Below are 17,146 nucleotides of genomic sequence, written 5' to 3' on the forward strand. Positions count from 1 at the left end.
CGCCGTGGCGGCCGACAGTGAAACGAGACCGCAGTGATCCTCGACAGCTTCCGCCTCGACGACAAGGTCGCCGTCATCACCGGCGCCGGACGCGGTCTGGGTGCGGCCATCGCACTGGCGTTCGCCGAAGCCGGAGCCGATGTCGTCATCGCCTCACGGACTCAGTCCCAACTCGACGAGGTCGCCGAGCAGGTCCGCGCCGTGGGTCGCCGCGCGCATGTCGTCGCCGCCGACCTCGCCCACCCCGAGGACACCGCGCAGTTGGCGGCACAGGCGATCGACGCGTTCGGGAAACTGGACATCGTCGTCAACAACGTCGGCGGCAGCATGCCCAACACGCTGCTGACCACCTCGACAAAGGACCTCCGGGACGCCTTCACGTTCAACGTGGCCACCGCGCATGCGCTCACCGTTGCCGCGGCGCCATTGATGCTCGAGCACTCCGGTGGCGGCAGCATCATCAACATCACCTCAGCCATCGGCAGGCTGGCCGGCCGCGGTTTCGCGGCCTACGGCACCGCCAAGGCCGCGCTGTCGCACTACACCCGGTTGTCGGCGTTGGACCTGTGCCCGCGCATCCGGGTCAACGCGATCGCGCCCGGGTCGATCCTGACTTCAGCGCTCGACGTGGTGGCCGGAAACGACGAGCTACGTACGCCGATGGAGCAGGCCACACCGTTGCGCCGGCTCGGCGATCCTCTCGACATCGCCGCTGCCGCAGTCTATTTGGCCGCACCAGCCGGCAGCTTCCTGACCGGCAAGACGCTGGAGGTGGACGGCGGTCTGACCTTCCCCAACCTGGAGATCCCAGTCCCGGACCTGTGACGGGTAAGCCGGGGCAGCCCGGCCGCTGGCTACGCCCGGCTGGTTTCGGATACCCTCACTTTTTTATTCGGTCATGTGGATCAAGAAGGGGTGGTGAGTTGGCGCAGGTAACAACCACCCCGGGCAAGGCGAGCTGGTACCTGCTGGGTCCGGCGTTCGTTGCCGCGATCGCCTACGTCGACCCGGGTAACGTCGCCGCCAATGTCAGTTCGGGCAGCCAGTTCGGCTACCTGCTGCTGTGGGTCATCGTCGCGGCCAACGTGATGGCCGGGCTGGTCCAGTACCTTTCGGCCAAACTCGGCCTGGTGACCGGGCACTCGCTGCCCGAGGCGATCGGCCAGCGGATGGGGCGGCCGGCCCGACTGGTGTTCTGGGCACAGGCTGAGATCGTGGCCATGTCCACCGATGTCGCCGAGGTGATCGGCGGGGCCATCGCGTTGCGCATACTGTTCGGTCTGCCGTTGCCGCTCGGTGGGCTGATCACCGGCGTGATCTCCCTGCTGTTGCTGATGATCAAAGACCGACGGGGCCAGCGCCTTTTCGAGGTGGTCATCACCGGGTTGTTGCTGGTGATCGCGCTGGGCTTCACCGCCAGTTTCTTCGTCGCCACCCCGCCGGCCGCCGACGTGCTGTCCGGGTTGGTGCCGCGCTTCCAGGGCACCGAAAGCGTGTTGCTGGCCGCAGCCATCCTGGGCGCCACCGTGATGCCGCACGCGGTGTACCTGCACTCCGGACTGGCGCGCGACCGGCACGGCCAACCCGACCCCGGCCCCCCCCGGCGCCGGATTCTGCGCATCACCCGCTGGGACGTGGGTGTGGCGATGGTGATCGCCGGCGGGGTGAATGCCGCAATGCTGCTGGTGGCCGCGTTGAACATGCGCGGCCACGGTGACGTCGGGTCTATCGACGCCGCCTACGCCGCGGTCCGCGACACCTTGGGCCCGAGCATCGCCGTGCTGTTCGCCCTCGGGCTGTTGGCCTCCGGTCTGGCTTCCTCGTCGGTGGGCGCCTACGCCGGGGCGATGATCATGCAGGGTTTGCTGAACTGGTCGGTCCCGATGCTGGTGCGCCGCCTCGTCACGGTGACTCCCGCGGTCGCACTGCTCGCGCTGCACGTCGACCCCACCCGCACCCTGGTGCTTTCCCAGGTGGTGCTGTCCTTCGGCATCCCGTTCGCGGTGCTGCCCCTGGTCAGGCTCACCGCCGACCGTGGGCTGATGGGTGTCGACGTCAACCACCGGGTCACCACCGTCATTGGCTGGGTGGTCGCAACGATGATTAGTCTGCTCAACGTGGCGCTGATCTATCTGACGGTGACCGGCTGAATGCCGGTCCGCCGGCACCCCTACTTCGCATACGGATCCAACCTGTGCGTACAGCAGATGGCGGCACGCTGTCCCGACGCAGGCCGCGCACAGCCGGCAGTGCTGTGCGACCACAACTGGTTGATCAACGAACGCGGAGTGGCCACCGTCGAGCCGCGGGCCGGCGGCGAAGTACACGGCGTGCTGTGGTGGCTGTCCGACTACGACCTGGCGCGCCTGGACAGCGCCGAAGGAGTGCCGGTGCGCTACCGGCGGGACCGACTGACCGTGCAGACCCGCGGCGGACCGGCACCGGCCTGGGTGTACATCGACCCGCGGGTGACGACCGGCCCGCCGCGGCAGGGCTACCTGCCGCGCATCCTCGACGGCGCCGTCCACCACGGCCTGCCGCAACATTGGATCGACTTCCTGCGCCAGGTTTCTTCGGACTAGATGGAGGTTATTGGTGGCCAAGGATTTTCGCTTCGGGTTGAGCATGCGTTTCTTCAAGTCCCGCGATGCGCTGGTGGACACCGCCCGGCGTGCCGAAGATAACGGATTCGACATCCTCTGTGTGCCAGATCACCTCGGCGCCGCAGCACCCTTCCCGACGTTGACCGCGGTCGCCATGGTCACCACCAGGCTGCGGTTGAGTATGTACGTGCTCAATGCCGCCTTCTACAAGCCGGCCCTGTTGTCGCGCGACCTGGGTGGGCTCGATCTGATCAGCGGGGGGCGGCTCGAGGTGGGCCTCGGAACCGGTTACGTGCGAGAGGAATTCGAGGCCGCCGAGTTGCCGTATCCCAGTGCCGGGGCACGGGTCGATTACCTCGGGCACATGACGAGGTATCTGAGCGAGCACCACCCGCAGATGCCTATCCTGATCGCCGGCAACGGAGACCGGGTGTTGACGTTGGCCGCGCGGCACGCGCACATCATCGGGCTGACCGGAGCCCGGGTGCGCGATGTCGAGGACCCGTTGGCCGAACGGGTCGAGTTCGTCCGTGCCGCGGCCGGCGACCGCTTCGACTCGCTGGAATTGAATCTGGCGGTCACGTCGATGCCTCGGGACGGCGAAACTCAACCCGACTTGGCGATGACGCGCCGGTACACACCGGGCCTGTCCGACGAAGAACTGCTGGCGTTGCCCTCAGTGCTCAGCGGGTCGCCACGCGAGATCGCCGACACGTTGCGGCAATACCGCGATATCTACGGAATCACGTCTATTACCGTGCAGGACAACAACATTGAGAACTTCTCCAAGGTGATCGCCGAATTGCGCTGAACGCTGCACGGCCATGACCGCCGTCCCCGACCGTGGATATCGCGGCACGACACGCCGAGTCGGCGGCGCGCCGTTCACGCTGGGCGCCGCCGCGGCACGAAGTTGCCGTGGAATCCCTGCGGGATGTGCTGGGTGAGTTGGGCGCTGGCGATCGGGCCACGGCCGGGGTCCCTGGCGTCGAAGATGACCAGCCGGGACACGTGTTGGCCGGCCTGGTACTCGACGGTCAACAACCACCCGTCGTCCTCGCTGTCCGCCTGCGGACGGGGCACGAAAACCGGTTCGCAGAAACTGTTTCCGGGCCCGGCGGCGGTGAACGTCGTCTCAGTACCGTCGTCGAGGTCGAGTTTGGTGACGGAGTCGTACAGCGACGACAGCTCCCGGCGGGTGTTGAGATATGCGTAGCGGTACGGGCGGCCCTCGCGGTCCGGATGGTGACGCGGAAACTCACAGACGCTGTTGCTCAACCTATCTCGGATGACGCGGCCCGACCTGGTGAGACGGAACCGGGTGAATTCCGACGGCGACCCACGCAGCGGCGTGGTCTGGAACCGCGCGATGCTACGCAATAGGCGCGGGTTCTCGTAGGTGATGACGTCGACGACGACGTCGTCGCCGTCGTCGTAGGCGTTGCTGAGGTGAAATTGCAGCACCGCCGGTGTGTCGATGTGACGGATCCGGCCGCCGTCGCGCGGCACCAGGATGAAGGCGCTTCCCCGTTCCGGCCGGTAACACAACGCATCGCCGATCGGCTTGCGGCCCAACCCGATGTCCAGCAGATTGGCGACTATCGGCGAAACCAGGAAGACCAGGTAGCGCTGCGTGATGGCGAAATCGTGCACCATCGCCAGATAGGGCAACCGGGCCGATCGCTCATGTCGCAGGGCACCTCGCGGATCGGCGCGGTAGATGCGCAGGTGCGGCCGCGGCAGGAATTCGACACCGAAGTTGAACATGTCACCGCTGTCCGGACAGACGCTGGGATGCGCCGAGAACGTCGCCATCGGGCGTAGTTGCCCGTCGAATCGGCATACCCCGACCGTCTCCAACGATTCGGGATCGATCTCGTAGGGAGCGCCACCCTCCCACAGCGCATAGATGTGCCCGGCATGCTCGATCACGTTGGTATTGGCCAGGTTTGGTGGCGTCTTCGCAATATTCGCTCGCCAACCGCCCGGCGCTGCGGTGCCGAGATGGGTGGTTCCGGACCTGCCCCGGTAGTGGCGGGTACGCACGTAGCGGTTTCGATAGTGGACACCGCCGTCGCCAATGGTGAAGGCGGAGAGCATGCCGTCGCCGTCGAAGAGGTGGTGAAGTGGTCGGCCGGCGTGGTCCTCCCAGCGTCCGGGACCGTTGCGGTACAGGGTGCCACGCAGGTCCGGAGGGATGGTCCCCTCGACGTCCTCCACCTGGTAGTCGTATTCGGTGTACTGCGGTTCGCTGACGCCGAGACTGAGCAGGTCTGCGCTGGACAGCGCTGCGAGTCGGTCGGTGGCCTGCGCCTTTTCACCTGGTGACAGCGACGCCAGGTAGCGGCGCAGCGCCGGCAAGTCCGTCAGGTCGAGGTCGGGCGTCTGCGTCGAGTTGACCACCAGGCAGACTCCTCGCTGCTAGTTACTGAGACTGATGTCGACGTTAGTCTCAACAGGAGTGGCCGTCAACAGTCCGCCACCGGTGTCCTGCGGTACAAATACCGGTGATGGCCTCAACCCGTTCGTCCGAATCCCTGCGACAGGCGACGCTGGTATTGATCGCCGAAAGCGGCATCGATTCCCTGACCCTGAGCCAGGTGGCTGCGCGCGCGGGCGTCTCCCGCGCCACCGCTTATCGCGAATTCGGCGACAAAGACGGATTGATCTCCGCGGTGGCCCAGCACGAAATTCAGCACATGGCCAGCGATGTGATGACCAGGGTCGGTACGGACGCGGATCCGACGACGATAGTCTCGTCGACCGTCCTTGCGGCGCTGCGGTACCTGCGAGACCACGCCGCCTTCAGCTATGTGCGCGACCACGAACCGCACTACTTGCTGCAGGCAGTGCTTCGGATCGGCGACGCGAGGCTGAACGTCGTCCAGACCGTAGCTGCCACCGTGGCCCCGGCGATTGCCGCCACCGAATACCCGCGTCCCTTATTGCCGGCCATGCAGGCGGCCGAAATCATTGTTCGCACAGTGCTTTCACACACGCTGATCGAACGCAGCACGCTGACCGACGACGAGGTCGCCGCCGCGGTGACACGCGCGATCACCGTCGGTTGAACCGGCCCGATTCGTCGCCGGCGGTGTCTGAGGCGCGGACGGGCTGCGCCGACCCGGCAGCGCTACGACGCCCGCTGGCGGTACGCTGAGGCCGCACGCCGCGATGCGAACGTCGCGGAGTGCCGCAACGCAAATCGATCAGTCGGGCGTTTGCCGCCAGTCCGACGGTCGCCCCGCCCTCGTAGCTCAGGGGATAGAGCACGGCTCTCCTAAAGCCGGTGTCGCAGGTTCGAATCCTGCCGGGGGCACCAAATGTCGGTATCGCGTTGCGCGACAGGCGCTAACGTGTCGAGGTCCGCGCCTCACCGGGCTTGTTGCGGACGCACCGCCCGACGCCGCCGAGCGCCCTGACGGCTGACCGCCTCGGCACTCACCGTCCCCTGGACACGATGCGGCGACCTGCGCTGCTGCGGAGTCGCGGACCGCCGCCTGCGGGACCCACCACTCTTGGGAGCCTGCACTGCCACCGGTGCCGCCGGAACGAACGGCCGTAACGGGGCAACCTCACCCACCAGGGCATGCACCGGCGCGGAATCAACGGTGACTTGTTGCGGCCGTACGTCGATACCCGCCTTACGCATCAACAACTGGTGTTCTCTGCGCTGTTCAGGAAGCACCACGGTGACCACGTCGCCGGCGTTGCCGGCGCGCGCGGTACGACCGGAGCGGTGCAGATAGGCCTTGTGGTCGGCGGGCGGATCCACATGCACGACGAGTTCCACCGCGTCCACGTGCACGCCCCGCGCTGCGATGTCGGTGGCCACCAGGACGCGCGCCGCGCCGGTGGTGAAAGCTGCCAGGTTGCGGTCCCGCGCAGGCTGAGACAGGTTGCCGTGCAGGTCAACTGAAGGCACGCCGGCCTCCGTGAGCTGCTTGGCCAGTTTCCGGGCCTGATGCTTGGTCCGCATGAACAACACCCTGCGGCCGTTGCCGGAGGCAAGTCGATGCACGAGCTCTCTTTTGGCTGTCACGCCGTCGACGTGGAACACGTGATGGGTCATGGCTGGTACCGGCGAGTCGGCAGCATCGACACTGTGTGTCACCGGGTTGCGGAGGAATCGCCGGACGAGTTTGTCGACGTCGTTGTCCAGCGTCGCCGAGAACAACATCCGGTGGCCGTCCGCCGGCGTCGCGGCCAGAATGCGCGTGACGGCCGGCAGGAAACCCAGGTCGGCCATGTGGTCGGCCTCGTCGAGCACCGTGACCGCGACCGCATCGAGACTGACCAGCCGTTGCTTCATCAGGTCTTCGAGTCGGCCCGGGCACGCGACGACGATGTCGATGCCGCCCCGTAGGGCTGCCACCTGCCGGCCTTGGGGCACCCCACCGAAGATCGTGGTGACCTTCAGTCGGTGTGCGGCTGCCAACGGTTCGAGGACCGCGGCGATCTGGGAGGCCAATTCCCGGGTGGGCGCGAGCACCAGTCCTCGTGGTCCGCGGGACGGGCGCTGCTGGGCCACTCGCTCCACCAGCGGAATGGAGAAGGCCAGTGTCTTACCGCTTCCGGTCTTGCCGCGACCGAGCGCGTCCCGACCGGCCAGCGTATCGGGAAGCGTCGCAACCTGAATGGGAAACGCAGTGGTGATGCCGCCGGCTGCGAGCGCGCGGACAATCGGCTCGCCGACACCGAGGTCGGCGAAGGATGGAGTTGTTGTCATAGGAGAGTGCTTTCAGAGTCTTCGGTTCGGACCGAGGTGGCGAGATTGCCGGTGGGCAAAATCGATCGCCGCAATAGCGCCGAAGCGGTTGCCCGGCAACTACGTTCAAAGCTTCGAGGGCTGGATGATTGGATAAACCCAGTTTCGCCAGCGAGAGAACGGTCTACGACGCGCAGGCGATTGGCACGTCAGACGGTTAACTGCACGCTATCACGATGCCCACGCCCGGCCTGCGGTAGGTAAGCATTGTCACAGCCGGTCCGCTCAGTTGGCCGGGACCGATTCGACGGCGTCGTCGCGCTGGTCATCGCGATAACTGCGGCTGTACAGCACGCTGGCGACCGCTACCGCGACGCAGGAGGCCGCCGGTATCAGCAGGGCGTGCACGCCTATCCGGGCGCCGAACAGCAGCCCGATCGCGCCACCGGCGAGAAACAGCAACAGCGTGGTGGACAGGATCGCCGCCTTCCACTTGTCGATTCCGTGCTCGCGACTGCGGCCGAGCAGCAGCCCGAGGTCGGTCACGGTTCCGGTGAAATGGGTGGTGCGCACCGACATTCCGCGGATGCTCGATGTCAAACCGTTCTGCAGGCCGAGTGCCGCGGCCGCCAGCATCGCCTGCACGGACGCGGGCTCGATGGGGGTCGCGGCAATGAAATCTTTGATCGGGCGCAACTCCACCCCCACCACGGCGAGCACCAGCAGCACCGCCTCGAGAATGAGCAACACGGCATGCCGTCGACCGGTGAGAGCCTGGGTGGGCGCCAGCAGCACCCCCGCGAGCGTGGCGCCGCCCAGGAATCCGACCAGAATGGCGACCAGGATGTAGCCCTCGTAGAGCCACGGGTTGGCGGTTTTCATGCCCAGCTGGGTCGTTACTGCTGTGAGATTGCCCACCGGGAAGGCCAGGATCAGCAACGCCACCGCGTTGACGAAGCCGGCGATCAGCGCCAGAACCGCGGTGTAGCCCAGCGTCAGCCCACGCGGCGGCGACCCGGACTCCCGGGTTTTGGACTGCGGCATTACCGATGCATACCCGGTGGTGCCGTCCGGTGAAACACCGCCGCCTGGCGAACTCGCTAGCCCAGGGACGAAACCATAAGCCACCCTTGTGTTTTCGTCGCAGGTATTTCCTCGAGCTCAGGGTCGACCTAGGCGGCCCGACCGACCGGACGCGGACTGCCGACGTTCAACTCGCCGGCGATGGTCCGCACTGCTCGGCGCGGGAAATCGTTGGGCAACGAGAGCTTGAAGACCTTCTTCCACGCCGACGCCACCTGACGCGGCAGGCTACCGGTGGTGTAGGTGAGCCCGTAACGCTCGAACAACTCCTGCACCTTCGGTGCGATCTCCTGGTAGCGATTGCTGGGCAGGTCGGGGTACAGGTGGTGCTCGATCTGAAAGGACAGGTTGCCGGTCATGAAGTGCAGGAAGGCATTCCCGCTGATGTTCGCCGAACCCAGCATCTGGCGCAGGTACCACTGACCGCGGGTTTCGCCAACGATGGACGACTTTTCGTAGGTCTGCACGCCGTCCGGGAAGTGCCCGCACATGATCACCGAATGGGTCCACCAGTTGCGGATCAGGTTGGCGGTCAGGTTTGCGGTCAACGTCGTCACCGCTGCGGGTCCGGACAACAGCGGGTGCAATACATAGTCGCGGGCCAGGTGCTTGCGCACTTTGGCCAGCACCTGCCTGCCCTGGCGGCGGAACTCGTCCTTGTCGCTGCGGCCTTGCAGATACTTGCCGATCTCCAGATCGTAAGCCGCGATCCCGTATTGGAACAGGCAGGCGTTGATGAAGTTCCACAGCGGCTGGGCCAAGTAGAACGGCTTCCACCGCTGATTCTCGTCGACCCGCATGATGCCGTAACCGAGGTCGTGGTCCTTGCCCAGCACGTTGGTGTAGGTGTGGTGCACCTCGTTGTGCGAGTGCTTCCACATGGACGCCGGCGATGCGTTGTCCCATTCCCAGGTGGTGGAATGAATCTTGGGATCACGCATCCAATCCCACTGTCCGTGCATCACGTTGTGTCCGATTTCCATGTTCTCCACGATCTTGGAAATCGCCAGGCCGGCCGTGCCGATCACCCAGGCCGGCGGAAACAGCGAGAACAACAGTATTGCGCGACTGGCGAGTTCGAGTCTGCGCTGACCGGTGATGACCCGGCGGATATAGGCGGCGTCCCGTTCGCCGCGGCTGGCCAGGATGTGTTCGCGGATCGCGTCGAGTTCGCGGCCCAGCTCCTCGATGTCGCGGTCGGACAGGTGAGCGGTCGGGTCGGTCTGGGACACAGTCATATTGGCTCCTCTAAAGTTCGAGCTCGCAAGCGCCGGCGGCAGCTGACACGCAGGTCTGGACCTGCACCCGGGATCCGGGGTCGCCGCCGTCGTCGGTGGCCATGGTGATCGCGCCGTTACGCAGATCGCGTACGGCACCCTTGTTGAGGGGGACGACGCAGCCGAAGCAGATGCCCATCCGGCACCCGGAAGGCATCAGCTCTCCGGCCCGCTCCCCGGCGTCGAGCAACGTCTGGGAACCGTCGGCCTGCACGACCCTGCCGCTCTTGGCGAATGTGACGGTGCCACCTTCTCCGGTGGCGACGACGGCCGGGCGGAATCGTTCGATGTGCAGCCGGTCGGCGATCCCGTCAGCGGCCCAACGCTGCTGGATCGCGTCGAGCAACCCGGCTGGACCGCACGCCCAGGTGTGGCGCTCGGATAAGTCCGGGACCACCTCGGCCAAGCGCGCCACGTCCAGCATTCCGTCGGTGTCGGTGTGCCTCTCCACCAAGCGAATTCGGCCCTGCCGCGCCAGCATCCGCAGATCCCAGCCGAAGATGACGTCGTCGGCCGTGGGTACCGAATGCACCACCACGATGTCGGGGCTGCCGTCACCGACGTCGGCCATGTTGCGCAACATCCCCATCACCGGTGTGATGCCGCTGCCCGCGGTCAGGAACAGAATCTTGGCGGGCGGCCGATCGCCGAGGGTGAAATCACCGGCAGCCCGGTCGAGGTGGATGACGGTGCCGACGGTGGCGCGCCGCACCAGATGGTTGCTGACGACGCCACCCGGGATGGCCTTCACGGTGATCGCGAAGCAGCCGTCCCGCCGGTGAATCGTGGAGGTCAGCGAGTAGGCCCGCCACTGTCGGACGCCGTCGACATCGACCCCGACCCGCACGTACTGACCGGGCAGGTGCGGGCGCCAGCCCCGACCGGGCTTGATCACCAGGCTGGCGGCGTCGCGCGTTTCTGGGTTGATCGCGACGATCCGACCCCGCAGCGTCGTAGCCGAGCGGAGCGGGTCGATGACGTCGAGGTAATCGGCCGGGACCAGCGGCGTGGCGAGCGGCATCGCGATCCGCTCGGCAAACTTCATCACCCGCGAACGCAATGCACCGCCGACGTTGGGTCGAAGCGCCGTGATTGTCATGACTCCATCGTCGTTGTGCCTAGATGTAAAGTCTTGACTTACCTGAGTGAATATTCAGGACATATTTGTTCGAAAGGAACAATCTTGCCGGATCTGTCCCCCCGCCTGACCGGGCTGCACCTGGACGAGCCCGTGGTCAGAGCGTTGGAAGCGACGTTGCCGGCCATGGCCGAGCGAACAGTGACAGCGATCACCATTGAAGTGCCCAGTTATGCCCGCGCGTTCAGCGGGCGGATGGGCCAGAACATCGAGGACGCGGTGCAGACCTCGCTGGGCGTCTTCCTGCGCCTGGCGACCCGGGCAGACGACGCCGATCCCGGTCCGCCGCTGTCGCCCGCGCTCGATGGTGCCTATGAGCTCGGTCGCGGGGAGGCGCGCCAAGGCCGCTCGATCGATGCCCTGCTGTCAGCTTTCCGGGTGGGTGCGCGGGTGGCCTGGCGCGAGTTGTCCACGACCGCAGTGGCAGCCGGTGTGCCCGCAGACACTATCGCCAGATTCGCCGAATTGGTGTTCGCCTACATCGACGAACTGTCCGCGTCCAGCGTGTCCGGCCACGCCGACGAATTGGCGACATCGGGACGCGTTCGACAGCGCTACCTCGAACGGCTGGCCCAGGATCTGCTGGTCGGCCAACCCGAGTCGACTCTGCTCGCCGATGCAGAGATGGCGGGCTGGCAGCCGGCCGACACGCTGACAGCCGTGCTGCTGCCGCAGACCCAGACGCGCGGTCTGGCCGCGCAGTTCGGCCAGTCGACGCTGCAATTGTCCGAGGACCTGCCCGGGGTGGACAGGTCAGAAGCCCTGGCAGTGTTGCTGGTGCCAGACATGGCGGGAATCCAGCGACGTCACCTGCTGTCGGCAGTGACGAACCGCAGGGCCGTGGTGGGGCCGGCGCGACCGTGGCATCGCGTCCAGGTGTCCTACCAGCGCACGCTGCAGGCCCGCACGCTGGTGAGCACCCACACCGCGGTCGACACCGACGACCACCTGGTGGAAATCGTGCTCGGCGCCGACCCGGAAGCTGCTGACGATCTCAGCGTCCGCGTCCTGGCACCGCTGTCCGGGCTGTCGCCGAACACCGCCGCACGGCTCACCGAGACGCTCCGTTCTTGGGTGCTGAACCAGGGTCGGCGCGAGGCGATGGCCGCCGATCTGTTCGTCCACGCCCAGACCGTTCGCTATCGGATGACCCAACTTCGCGAACTGTACGGCGACCGGCTCAGCGACCCCCGCACCGTGCTGGAGCTGACCGTCGCCCTCGGCGGACACGCGTAATCCCTTGCCATAGCAGCAGATACCAGCGTTCCGCCTTGAAGGTCGGCAGACCAACTGCACCGGCACCCCGATGCGAGTTCGTTAGCCAGAGAAATCACCCAACATGTTTGTCAATCGACATTGCTGGCAATGACCCAAAAGAGGTGGGCATATCGGCCGGCCAATATGCCCACCGAGGTCCCGTCGGTTCAGCCCGAGAGCCGACGGGACCGCTTTAATTTTCGGCCCCTTCGTCGGGTCGGGCGAAGCCCCGATCAGGTCCTGCACGCGGGAGTACCGTGCCGGTATGGACGGTGTCACCGGCGTGTGGGTTCTGGGCGGCTACCAGAGCGACTTCGCTCGCAACCTCACCCGGGAGCGGCGTGACTTCGCCGCCCTGACCGCCGAGGTGGTGCGCGCCACGCTGGCTGCGGCGCGGTTGACGGCGGCCGACATCGGCGTCGTGCACGTCGGGAACGCATTCGGCGAGATGTTCGCCGCCCAGGGCCACCTGGGTGCCATGCCGGCCACGGTGTGCGACGGGCTGTGGGACACACCCGCCTCCCGGCACGAGGCCGCGTGCGCCTCAGGCAGCATCGCCGCCCTAGCGGCGATCGCCGACCTGCGATCCGGGGCCTACGACACCGCGCTCGTGGTCGGGCTGGAATTGGAAAAGACCGTTCCGGGCGATACCGCCGCGCAGTATCTCGGCGCGGCGGCCTGGACCGGGCATGAAGGGGCCGGGGCGCGCTACCTGTGGCCCTCGATGTTCGCGCAGGTCGCCGATGAATACGACCGGCGGTACGGGTTGGACGACACGCATCTGCGGGCACTCGCCCAACTCAACTTCGCCAATGCGCGTCGCAATCCGAACGCCCAGACCCGCGACTGGGCCGTCCCGAACCCGATCACCGACGACGACGAATCCAACCCGGTGACCGAGGGCCGGTTACGCAGGTTCGACTGCAGCCAGATGACCGACGGTGGCGCGGGTGTGGTGCTGGTCAACGATGCCTACCTGCGCAAGCACCCGTCGGCCCGGCCGATCGGGCGAATCGACGGCTGGGGGCATCGCACCGTCGGCCTGGGACTGCGGCAGAAGCTGGACCGTGCGGCCGAGGATCCCTACGTGCTGCCGCACGTGCGGTCGGCGGTGCTCGACGCGCTGCGCCGCGCACAGGTGAGCCTCGACGAGGTCGACGGGTTCGAGGTGCACGACTGCTTCACACCTAGCGAATACCTGGCCATCGACCACATCGGGCTGACGGGGCCGGGTGAATCGTGGAAGGCGATCGAGAACGGCGACATCGAGATCGGTGGCCGGCTGCCGATCAACCCCAGTGGCGGCTTGATCGGTGGGGGGCACCCGGTCGGGGCGTCCGGGGTGCGGATGTTGCTGGACGCCGCCAAACAGGTCAGCGACGCAGCCGGCGACTACCAGGTGGAAGGCGCGCGGAGATTCGGCACCCTCAACTTCGGGGGCAGCACCGCTACCACGGTCAGTTTCGTTGTCAGCAAAGGCGTTTGACGATGGATGTGGACATCGTCGGGAAATATCTGTCGACGCTGCCCGAGGACGATGACCACCCGTACCGCACGGGTCCGTGGCGACCGCAGACCACCGAATGGGATGCCGACGACCTGACTGTGGTCGAAGGTGCGATTCCCCGCGACTTGGACGGCATCTATCTGCGTAACACCGAGAATCCGTTGCACCCGGCGTTCAAGACCTATCACCCGTTCGACGGCGACGGCATGCTGCACGTCGTGGGGTTCCGCGACGGCACCGCCTTCTACCGCAACCGGTTCGTCAAGACAACCGGATTCCTCGCAGAAAATGAAGCGGGTGAACCGCTTTGGCCCGGACTGGCAGAGCCGGTGCAGTTCGCCAAGCGGGAAACAGGTTGGGGTGCACGGGGGTTGATGAAAGACGCGTCCAGCACCGATGTGATCGTGCACCGCGGCGTCGCGTTGACCAGCTTCTACCAGTGCGGTGACCTGTACCGGGTGGACCCCCGCTCGGGAAACACGCTGGGCAAAGAGAACTGGAACGGCGCCTTTCCGTCCGACTGGGGGGTGTCGGCACATCCCAAGGTGGACAGCACCACCGGCGAACTGCTGTTCTTCAACTACAGCAAGCAGGATCCGTATCTGCGATACGGCGTGGTCGACGCGAACAACGATCTGGCTCACTACGTCGACATCCCGCTGCCCGGCCCGCGGCTCCCGCACGACATGGCGTTCACCGAAAACTACGCCATCCTCAACGATTTCCCGCTGTTCTGGGATCCCCGGTTGCTCGAGCATCAGGTCCACCTGCCGCGCTTCTACCCGGACATGCCGTCGCGGTTCGCCGTGATACCACGCCGCGGCGACACTGCCGACATCCGCTGGTTCGAGGCCGACCCGACGTTCGTGTTGCATTTCACCAATGCCTACGAGGACGGCGACGAGATCGTGCTGGACGGCTTCTTCGAAGGGGCTCCGCAACCGCTGGAGAGCGGTGCCGGGCCAAGCGGCAAGTGGGAGAAACTGTTTCGCTTCCTCGCCTTGGATCGCATGGAGGCCCGCCTACACCGGTGGCGGTTGAATCTGGTCACCGGCCAGGTGCGGGAAGGTCCGCTGTCCGAGTCGATCACCGAGTTCGGGATGATCAACGCCGACTACCTGACCCGCGACTACCGCTACGTGTATGCGGCCAGCGGCAAACCCGGTTGGTTCCTGTTCGACGGGCTGGTCAAACACGATCTGCGTACCGGCAGTGAGGAGCGGTTCGACTTCGGCGACGGTGTGTACGGCAGCGAAACCGCCATGGCACCACGGGTGGGCGGTGCCGGTGAGGACGACGGGTACCTGGTGACGTTGACAACCGACATGAACGCCGACGCATCGTATTGCCTGGTGTTCGACGCGGCCCGGGTCAGCGCCGGACCCGTCTGCAAACTCGCACTGCCCGAACGTGTTTCCAGCGGCACGCATTCGACGTGGGTGGCCGGCGCGGAGCTCCGCCGGTGGGACGATGTGGAGTCGGCAGCATCAGCGATCGGGCTGTGAGCCTCGTCGGGTTCTCCTGCGAATCGGTGATGTCACCGCCGGACTACCGTTCGGACCGACCCCGCAATGTCGCCGCGACCACCGCCCACAGTGCGCACACCACCGCGCCGGCAGCAGCGCCCGCTGCGACGTAGAGCCCGTACTCGGCCGATACCTGCGCACTGACATTGCGCTGGTAGTAAAGCACCAGCGAGCCACTGATGAGCAATGAAATCACAAGTGCCGCAACCGAAGCCGCCCGCGCCGACAAATCCCGGCCAACCATCGCACCGGCCACCAACAGCGCCGATGCCAGCAACACGATGAGCTGGCCGGCGCCGAATCCACGCGGCAGCTCCAGGCTGCCGTGGGTGCCGCCGATCGCGTTCGCCCAGCCGCCGCCGTTGACCTTCGTCGTCAACCACGGCATCCAGGTGCTGGCCGAGAGCACCACGGCACACAAGGCCACCATCCAGCCGGGGCGCGGGCGGCGACTCATGGGTGCGAGGTTATCTGACGCGATCCGCGCCGCCGGGTGTCAGCCCTGCAGCGACGACAAGTTGAACCGTGCACCGGTGTGGTCGGTGACAGCGGCGAGTCGCCCGTAGGGGGTGTCCTCGGCCGGCCGCACCACCGCCCCACCCTGGTCGACGACCATCTGCAGGGTTTTGTCGACATCCTCCGCGCCGAAGAAAATGCTCCACTGCGACGGCGTGCCCGCGGGCAGGACCGCAGCGCCGTCCATCACACCGAGCAGCTGTTGATCACCGAACCACGCGGTGGTGTAACGGAATTCGTCGGTGTCGCTTTCCTGCTGAGTGTGCCAGCCGAAGACCTCGCGGTAGAAGTCGACGGCGGCGCGATAGTCGCGGGTGGTCAACTGATGCCAGACCGGAGCGCCGGCCTCGCCGATCACCTCGAAACCGCGGTGCTCGAGGGGTTGCCACAAACCCAGGGTCGCCCCCGACGGGTCAGTGCCCACGGCCATGAAGCCCTGGTCGGGCACCTCCATCGGTTCCAGGCATCCCTGGCCACCGGCGGCCTTCAGCGCCGCGACGCCGGCCTGGATATCGGCGGTGTGGAAGTACGTGGCCCAGGTGTCGGGCATCTGCCATTCCGGGTTGTTGGCCATCATGCCCGCGACCGGGCGACCGTCCTTGGCGGCGTTGATGTAACCGCCGTAGTCGGGTCCGGCGGACTCGAAGGTCCAGCCGAACACGGTGCCGTAGAAGTCCTGGGCGCGGTCGACGTCCGATGTCGTCAGGTCGATCCAGCAGGGGGCGCCCAGCGGGGCGTCGGTACGGGTTGGCACGAGTTTCCTCCTCGGTCGGTTGGGGGTCGCAAGTAGTGACTCGGCCCGACCCGGAAACTCATCGACAGCTCAGCGCTGCGCGACTCGATCGCCGTTCATACCCGGGTCGGGACGGGTGAACACCCGGACGAAATTCTGCAGCGAGTCCCGGATGTCGCTGCGCAGTGCCGCAGCCACCACCATGCCGATCGGTCCGAACAGAGCCGGGCCGCCGAGGTGCACGTCGAAGCTGACCACGGAGGTCCCGTCGTCTTTGGGTGCGACCTTGGCGATCAGCTTGACCTTCACACCGCCCACGCCGTCACCGTTGAGCGTCATGCCTTCCGGCGGCTTGTAGCGCACGATCGTCCATTTGATCCGGTTGGTCATCCCTTTGACCTCGACGTAGGACTCGAGGACCGTGCCCTTCTCGATCACCTCGGGCAGCTTGCTGCGCCAGACCTTGTGGATGGTCAGCCAGTCCTTGTACCGCGTCAGGTCCGAGGCGTGCCGCCACGCCTCGTCGGGCGAAAGCGGGACGTCGATGGCCCCGGAAAGTTTCGCCATCTGCCGCTAGCCCTGCCGGCCGCCGGGGCCGGCCGCCTTCTTGGCCCCCTCCTGCACCTTGTGGATGGTGTCGGAGTATTTGTGCTGCGTCTTTTCGTTCACGAAATCGCCGGCCTTGTCGATCACGGTCTCGACCTTGTCGGCGTTCTGCGACAGCAGGTCCTTGGCTTTGTCGATGAATCCCATGCCATTTCCCTTTCCCAGGGTCTCCTCCCCGGGGAAACACTGATT

The 17,146-nt window shown here is 66.2% G+C and carries 16 protein-coding genes, 1 tRNA gene and 1 pseudogene; 9 read left to right on the forward strand and 9 right to left on the reverse strand.

Annotated features, from left to right (window positions below):
* The first annotated feature begins 33 nt into the window (after positions 1-33).
* From AC5Y3Z_RS12890 to AC5Y3Z_RS12905, 4 genes and pseudogenes are all read left to right on the forward strand, one after another.
* A complete protein-coding gene (locus AC5Y3Z_RS12890) occupies positions 34-825 on the forward strand; it encodes an SDR family oxidoreductase (RefSeq protein WP_463827366.1) in 792 nt (263 codons plus the stop codon).
* 65 nt (positions 826-890) lie between these two features.
* On the forward strand, positions 891-2,150 hold the full coding sequence (locus AC5Y3Z_RS12895) for an Nramp family divalent metal transporter (RefSeq protein WP_463827508.1): 1,260 nt from the start codon (positions 891-893) through the stop codon (positions 2,148-2,150).
* Positions 2,151-2,564, forward strand: a pseudogene (locus tag AC5Y3Z_RS12900) (gamma-glutamylcyclotransferase family protein); the annotation flags it as partial. It lies immediately after the preceding gene.
* 31 nt (positions 2,565-2,595) lie between these two features.
* A complete protein-coding gene (locus tag AC5Y3Z_RS12905; RefSeq protein ID WP_463827365.1) occupies positions 2,596-3,414 on the forward strand; it encodes an LLM class F420-dependent oxidoreductase in 819 nt (272 codons plus the stop codon).
* Positions 3,415-3,488: 74 nt separating this feature from the next.
* Here AC5Y3Z_RS12905 and AC5Y3Z_RS12910 read toward each other — a convergent pair whose 3' ends face one another.
* Complete coding sequence (locus AC5Y3Z_RS12910) at positions 3,489-5,006, reverse strand: carotenoid oxygenase family protein (protein ID WP_463827364.1); 1,518 nt, start codon at positions 5,004-5,006, stop codon at positions 3,489-3,491.
* 107 nt (positions 5,007-5,113) lie between these two features.
* Here AC5Y3Z_RS12910 and AC5Y3Z_RS12915 point away from each other — a divergent pair, with 107 nt between their 5' ends.
* Positions 5,114-5,674 carry a TetR/AcrR family transcriptional regulator gene (locus tag AC5Y3Z_RS12915; RefSeq protein ID WP_463827363.1) on the forward strand — a complete coding sequence of 187 codons (561 nt, stop codon included), beginning with the start codon at positions 5,114-5,116 and terminating at the stop codon, positions 5,672-5,674.
* 175 nt (positions 5,675-5,849) lie between these two features.
* A tRNA-Arg gene (locus AC5Y3Z_RS12920) sits at positions 5,850-5,925 on the forward strand.
* A gap of 51 nt (positions 5,926-5,976) precedes the next feature.
* Here AC5Y3Z_RS12920 and AC5Y3Z_RS12925 read toward each other — a convergent pair.
* The 4 genes from AC5Y3Z_RS12925 to AC5Y3Z_RS12940 all read right to left on the reverse strand — a co-directional run bounded on the left by AC5Y3Z_RS12925 (position 5,977) and on the right by AC5Y3Z_RS12940 (position 10,770).
* Positions 5,977-7,332, reverse strand: a complete 1,356-nt coding sequence (locus tag AC5Y3Z_RS12925) for a DEAD/DEAH box helicase (protein WP_463827362.1) — start codon at positions 7,330-7,332, stop codon at positions 5,977-5,979.
* Between the two features lie 264 nt (positions 7,333-7,596).
* Positions 7,597-8,355 (reverse strand): YoaK family protein, encoded by a 759-nt coding sequence (locus AC5Y3Z_RS12930; protein WP_463827361.1) that lies wholly within the window; start codon positions 8,353-8,355, stop codon positions 7,597-7,599.
* 128 nt (positions 8,356-8,483) lie between these two features.
* The gene (locus tag AC5Y3Z_RS12935) at positions 8,484-9,632 is read right to left on the reverse strand and encodes a fatty acid desaturase family protein (protein WP_463827360.1); all 1,149 of its coding nucleotides are present in this window, start codon (positions 9,630-9,632) and stop codon (positions 8,484-8,486) included.
* Between the two features lie 10 nt (positions 9,633-9,642).
* On the reverse strand, positions 9,643-10,770 hold the full coding sequence (locus tag AC5Y3Z_RS12940; RefSeq protein WP_463827359.1) for a ferredoxin reductase: 1,128 nt from the start codon (positions 10,768-10,770) through the stop codon (positions 9,643-9,645).
* Positions 10,771-10,854: 84 nt separating this feature from the next.
* On the opposite strand from AC5Y3Z_RS12940, the gene AC5Y3Z_RS12945 reads away from it, so the two are divergent.
* From AC5Y3Z_RS12945 to AC5Y3Z_RS12955, 3 genes are all read left to right on the forward strand, one after another.
* Positions 10,855-12,045: a PucR family transcriptional regulator gene (locus tag AC5Y3Z_RS12945; RefSeq protein ID WP_463827358.1), complete on the forward strand. Its 1,191-nt coding sequence runs from the start codon at positions 10,855-10,857 to the stop codon at positions 12,043-12,045.
* A gap of 286 nt (positions 12,046-12,331) precedes the next feature.
* Positions 12,332-13,552, forward strand: a complete 1,221-nt coding sequence (locus AC5Y3Z_RS12950; protein WP_463827357.1) for an acetyl-CoA acetyltransferase — start codon at positions 12,332-12,334, stop codon at positions 13,550-13,552.
* 2 nt (positions 13,553-13,554) lie between these two features.
* Complete coding sequence (locus AC5Y3Z_RS12955) at positions 13,555-15,078, forward strand: carotenoid oxygenase family protein (protein ID WP_463827356.1); 1,524 nt, start codon at positions 13,555-13,557, stop codon at positions 15,076-15,078.
* Positions 15,079-15,121: 43 nt separating this feature from the next.
* On the opposite strand, the gene AC5Y3Z_RS12960 is transcribed toward AC5Y3Z_RS12955, so the two are convergent.
* From AC5Y3Z_RS12960 to AC5Y3Z_RS12975, 4 genes are all read right to left on the reverse strand, one after another.
* The gene (locus tag AC5Y3Z_RS12960) at positions 15,122-15,556 is read right to left on the reverse strand and encodes a hypothetical protein (RefSeq protein WP_463827355.1); all 435 of its coding nucleotides are present in this window, start codon (positions 15,554-15,556) and stop codon (positions 15,122-15,124) included.
* Positions 15,557-15,595: 39 nt separating this feature from the next.
* Positions 15,596-16,369, reverse strand: a complete 774-nt coding sequence (locus AC5Y3Z_RS12965) for a VOC family protein (RefSeq protein ID WP_463827354.1) — start codon at positions 16,367-16,369, stop codon at positions 15,596-15,598.
* Between the two features lie 69 nt (positions 16,370-16,438).
* Positions 16,439-16,915 (reverse strand): type II toxin-antitoxin system Rv0910 family toxin, encoded by a 477-nt coding sequence (locus tag AC5Y3Z_RS12970; RefSeq protein WP_463827353.1) that lies wholly within the window; start codon positions 16,913-16,915, stop codon positions 16,439-16,441.
* A gap of 6 nt (positions 16,916-16,921) precedes the next feature.
* The gene (locus tag AC5Y3Z_RS12975; protein WP_463827352.1) at positions 16,922-17,101 is read right to left on the reverse strand and encodes an antitoxin; all 180 of its coding nucleotides are present in this window, start codon (positions 17,099-17,101) and stop codon (positions 16,922-16,924) included.
* Positions 17,102-17,146 lie beyond the last annotated feature (45 nt).

The sequence above is a fragment of the Mycobacterium sp. NGS61 genome (genome assembly GCF_059812325.1).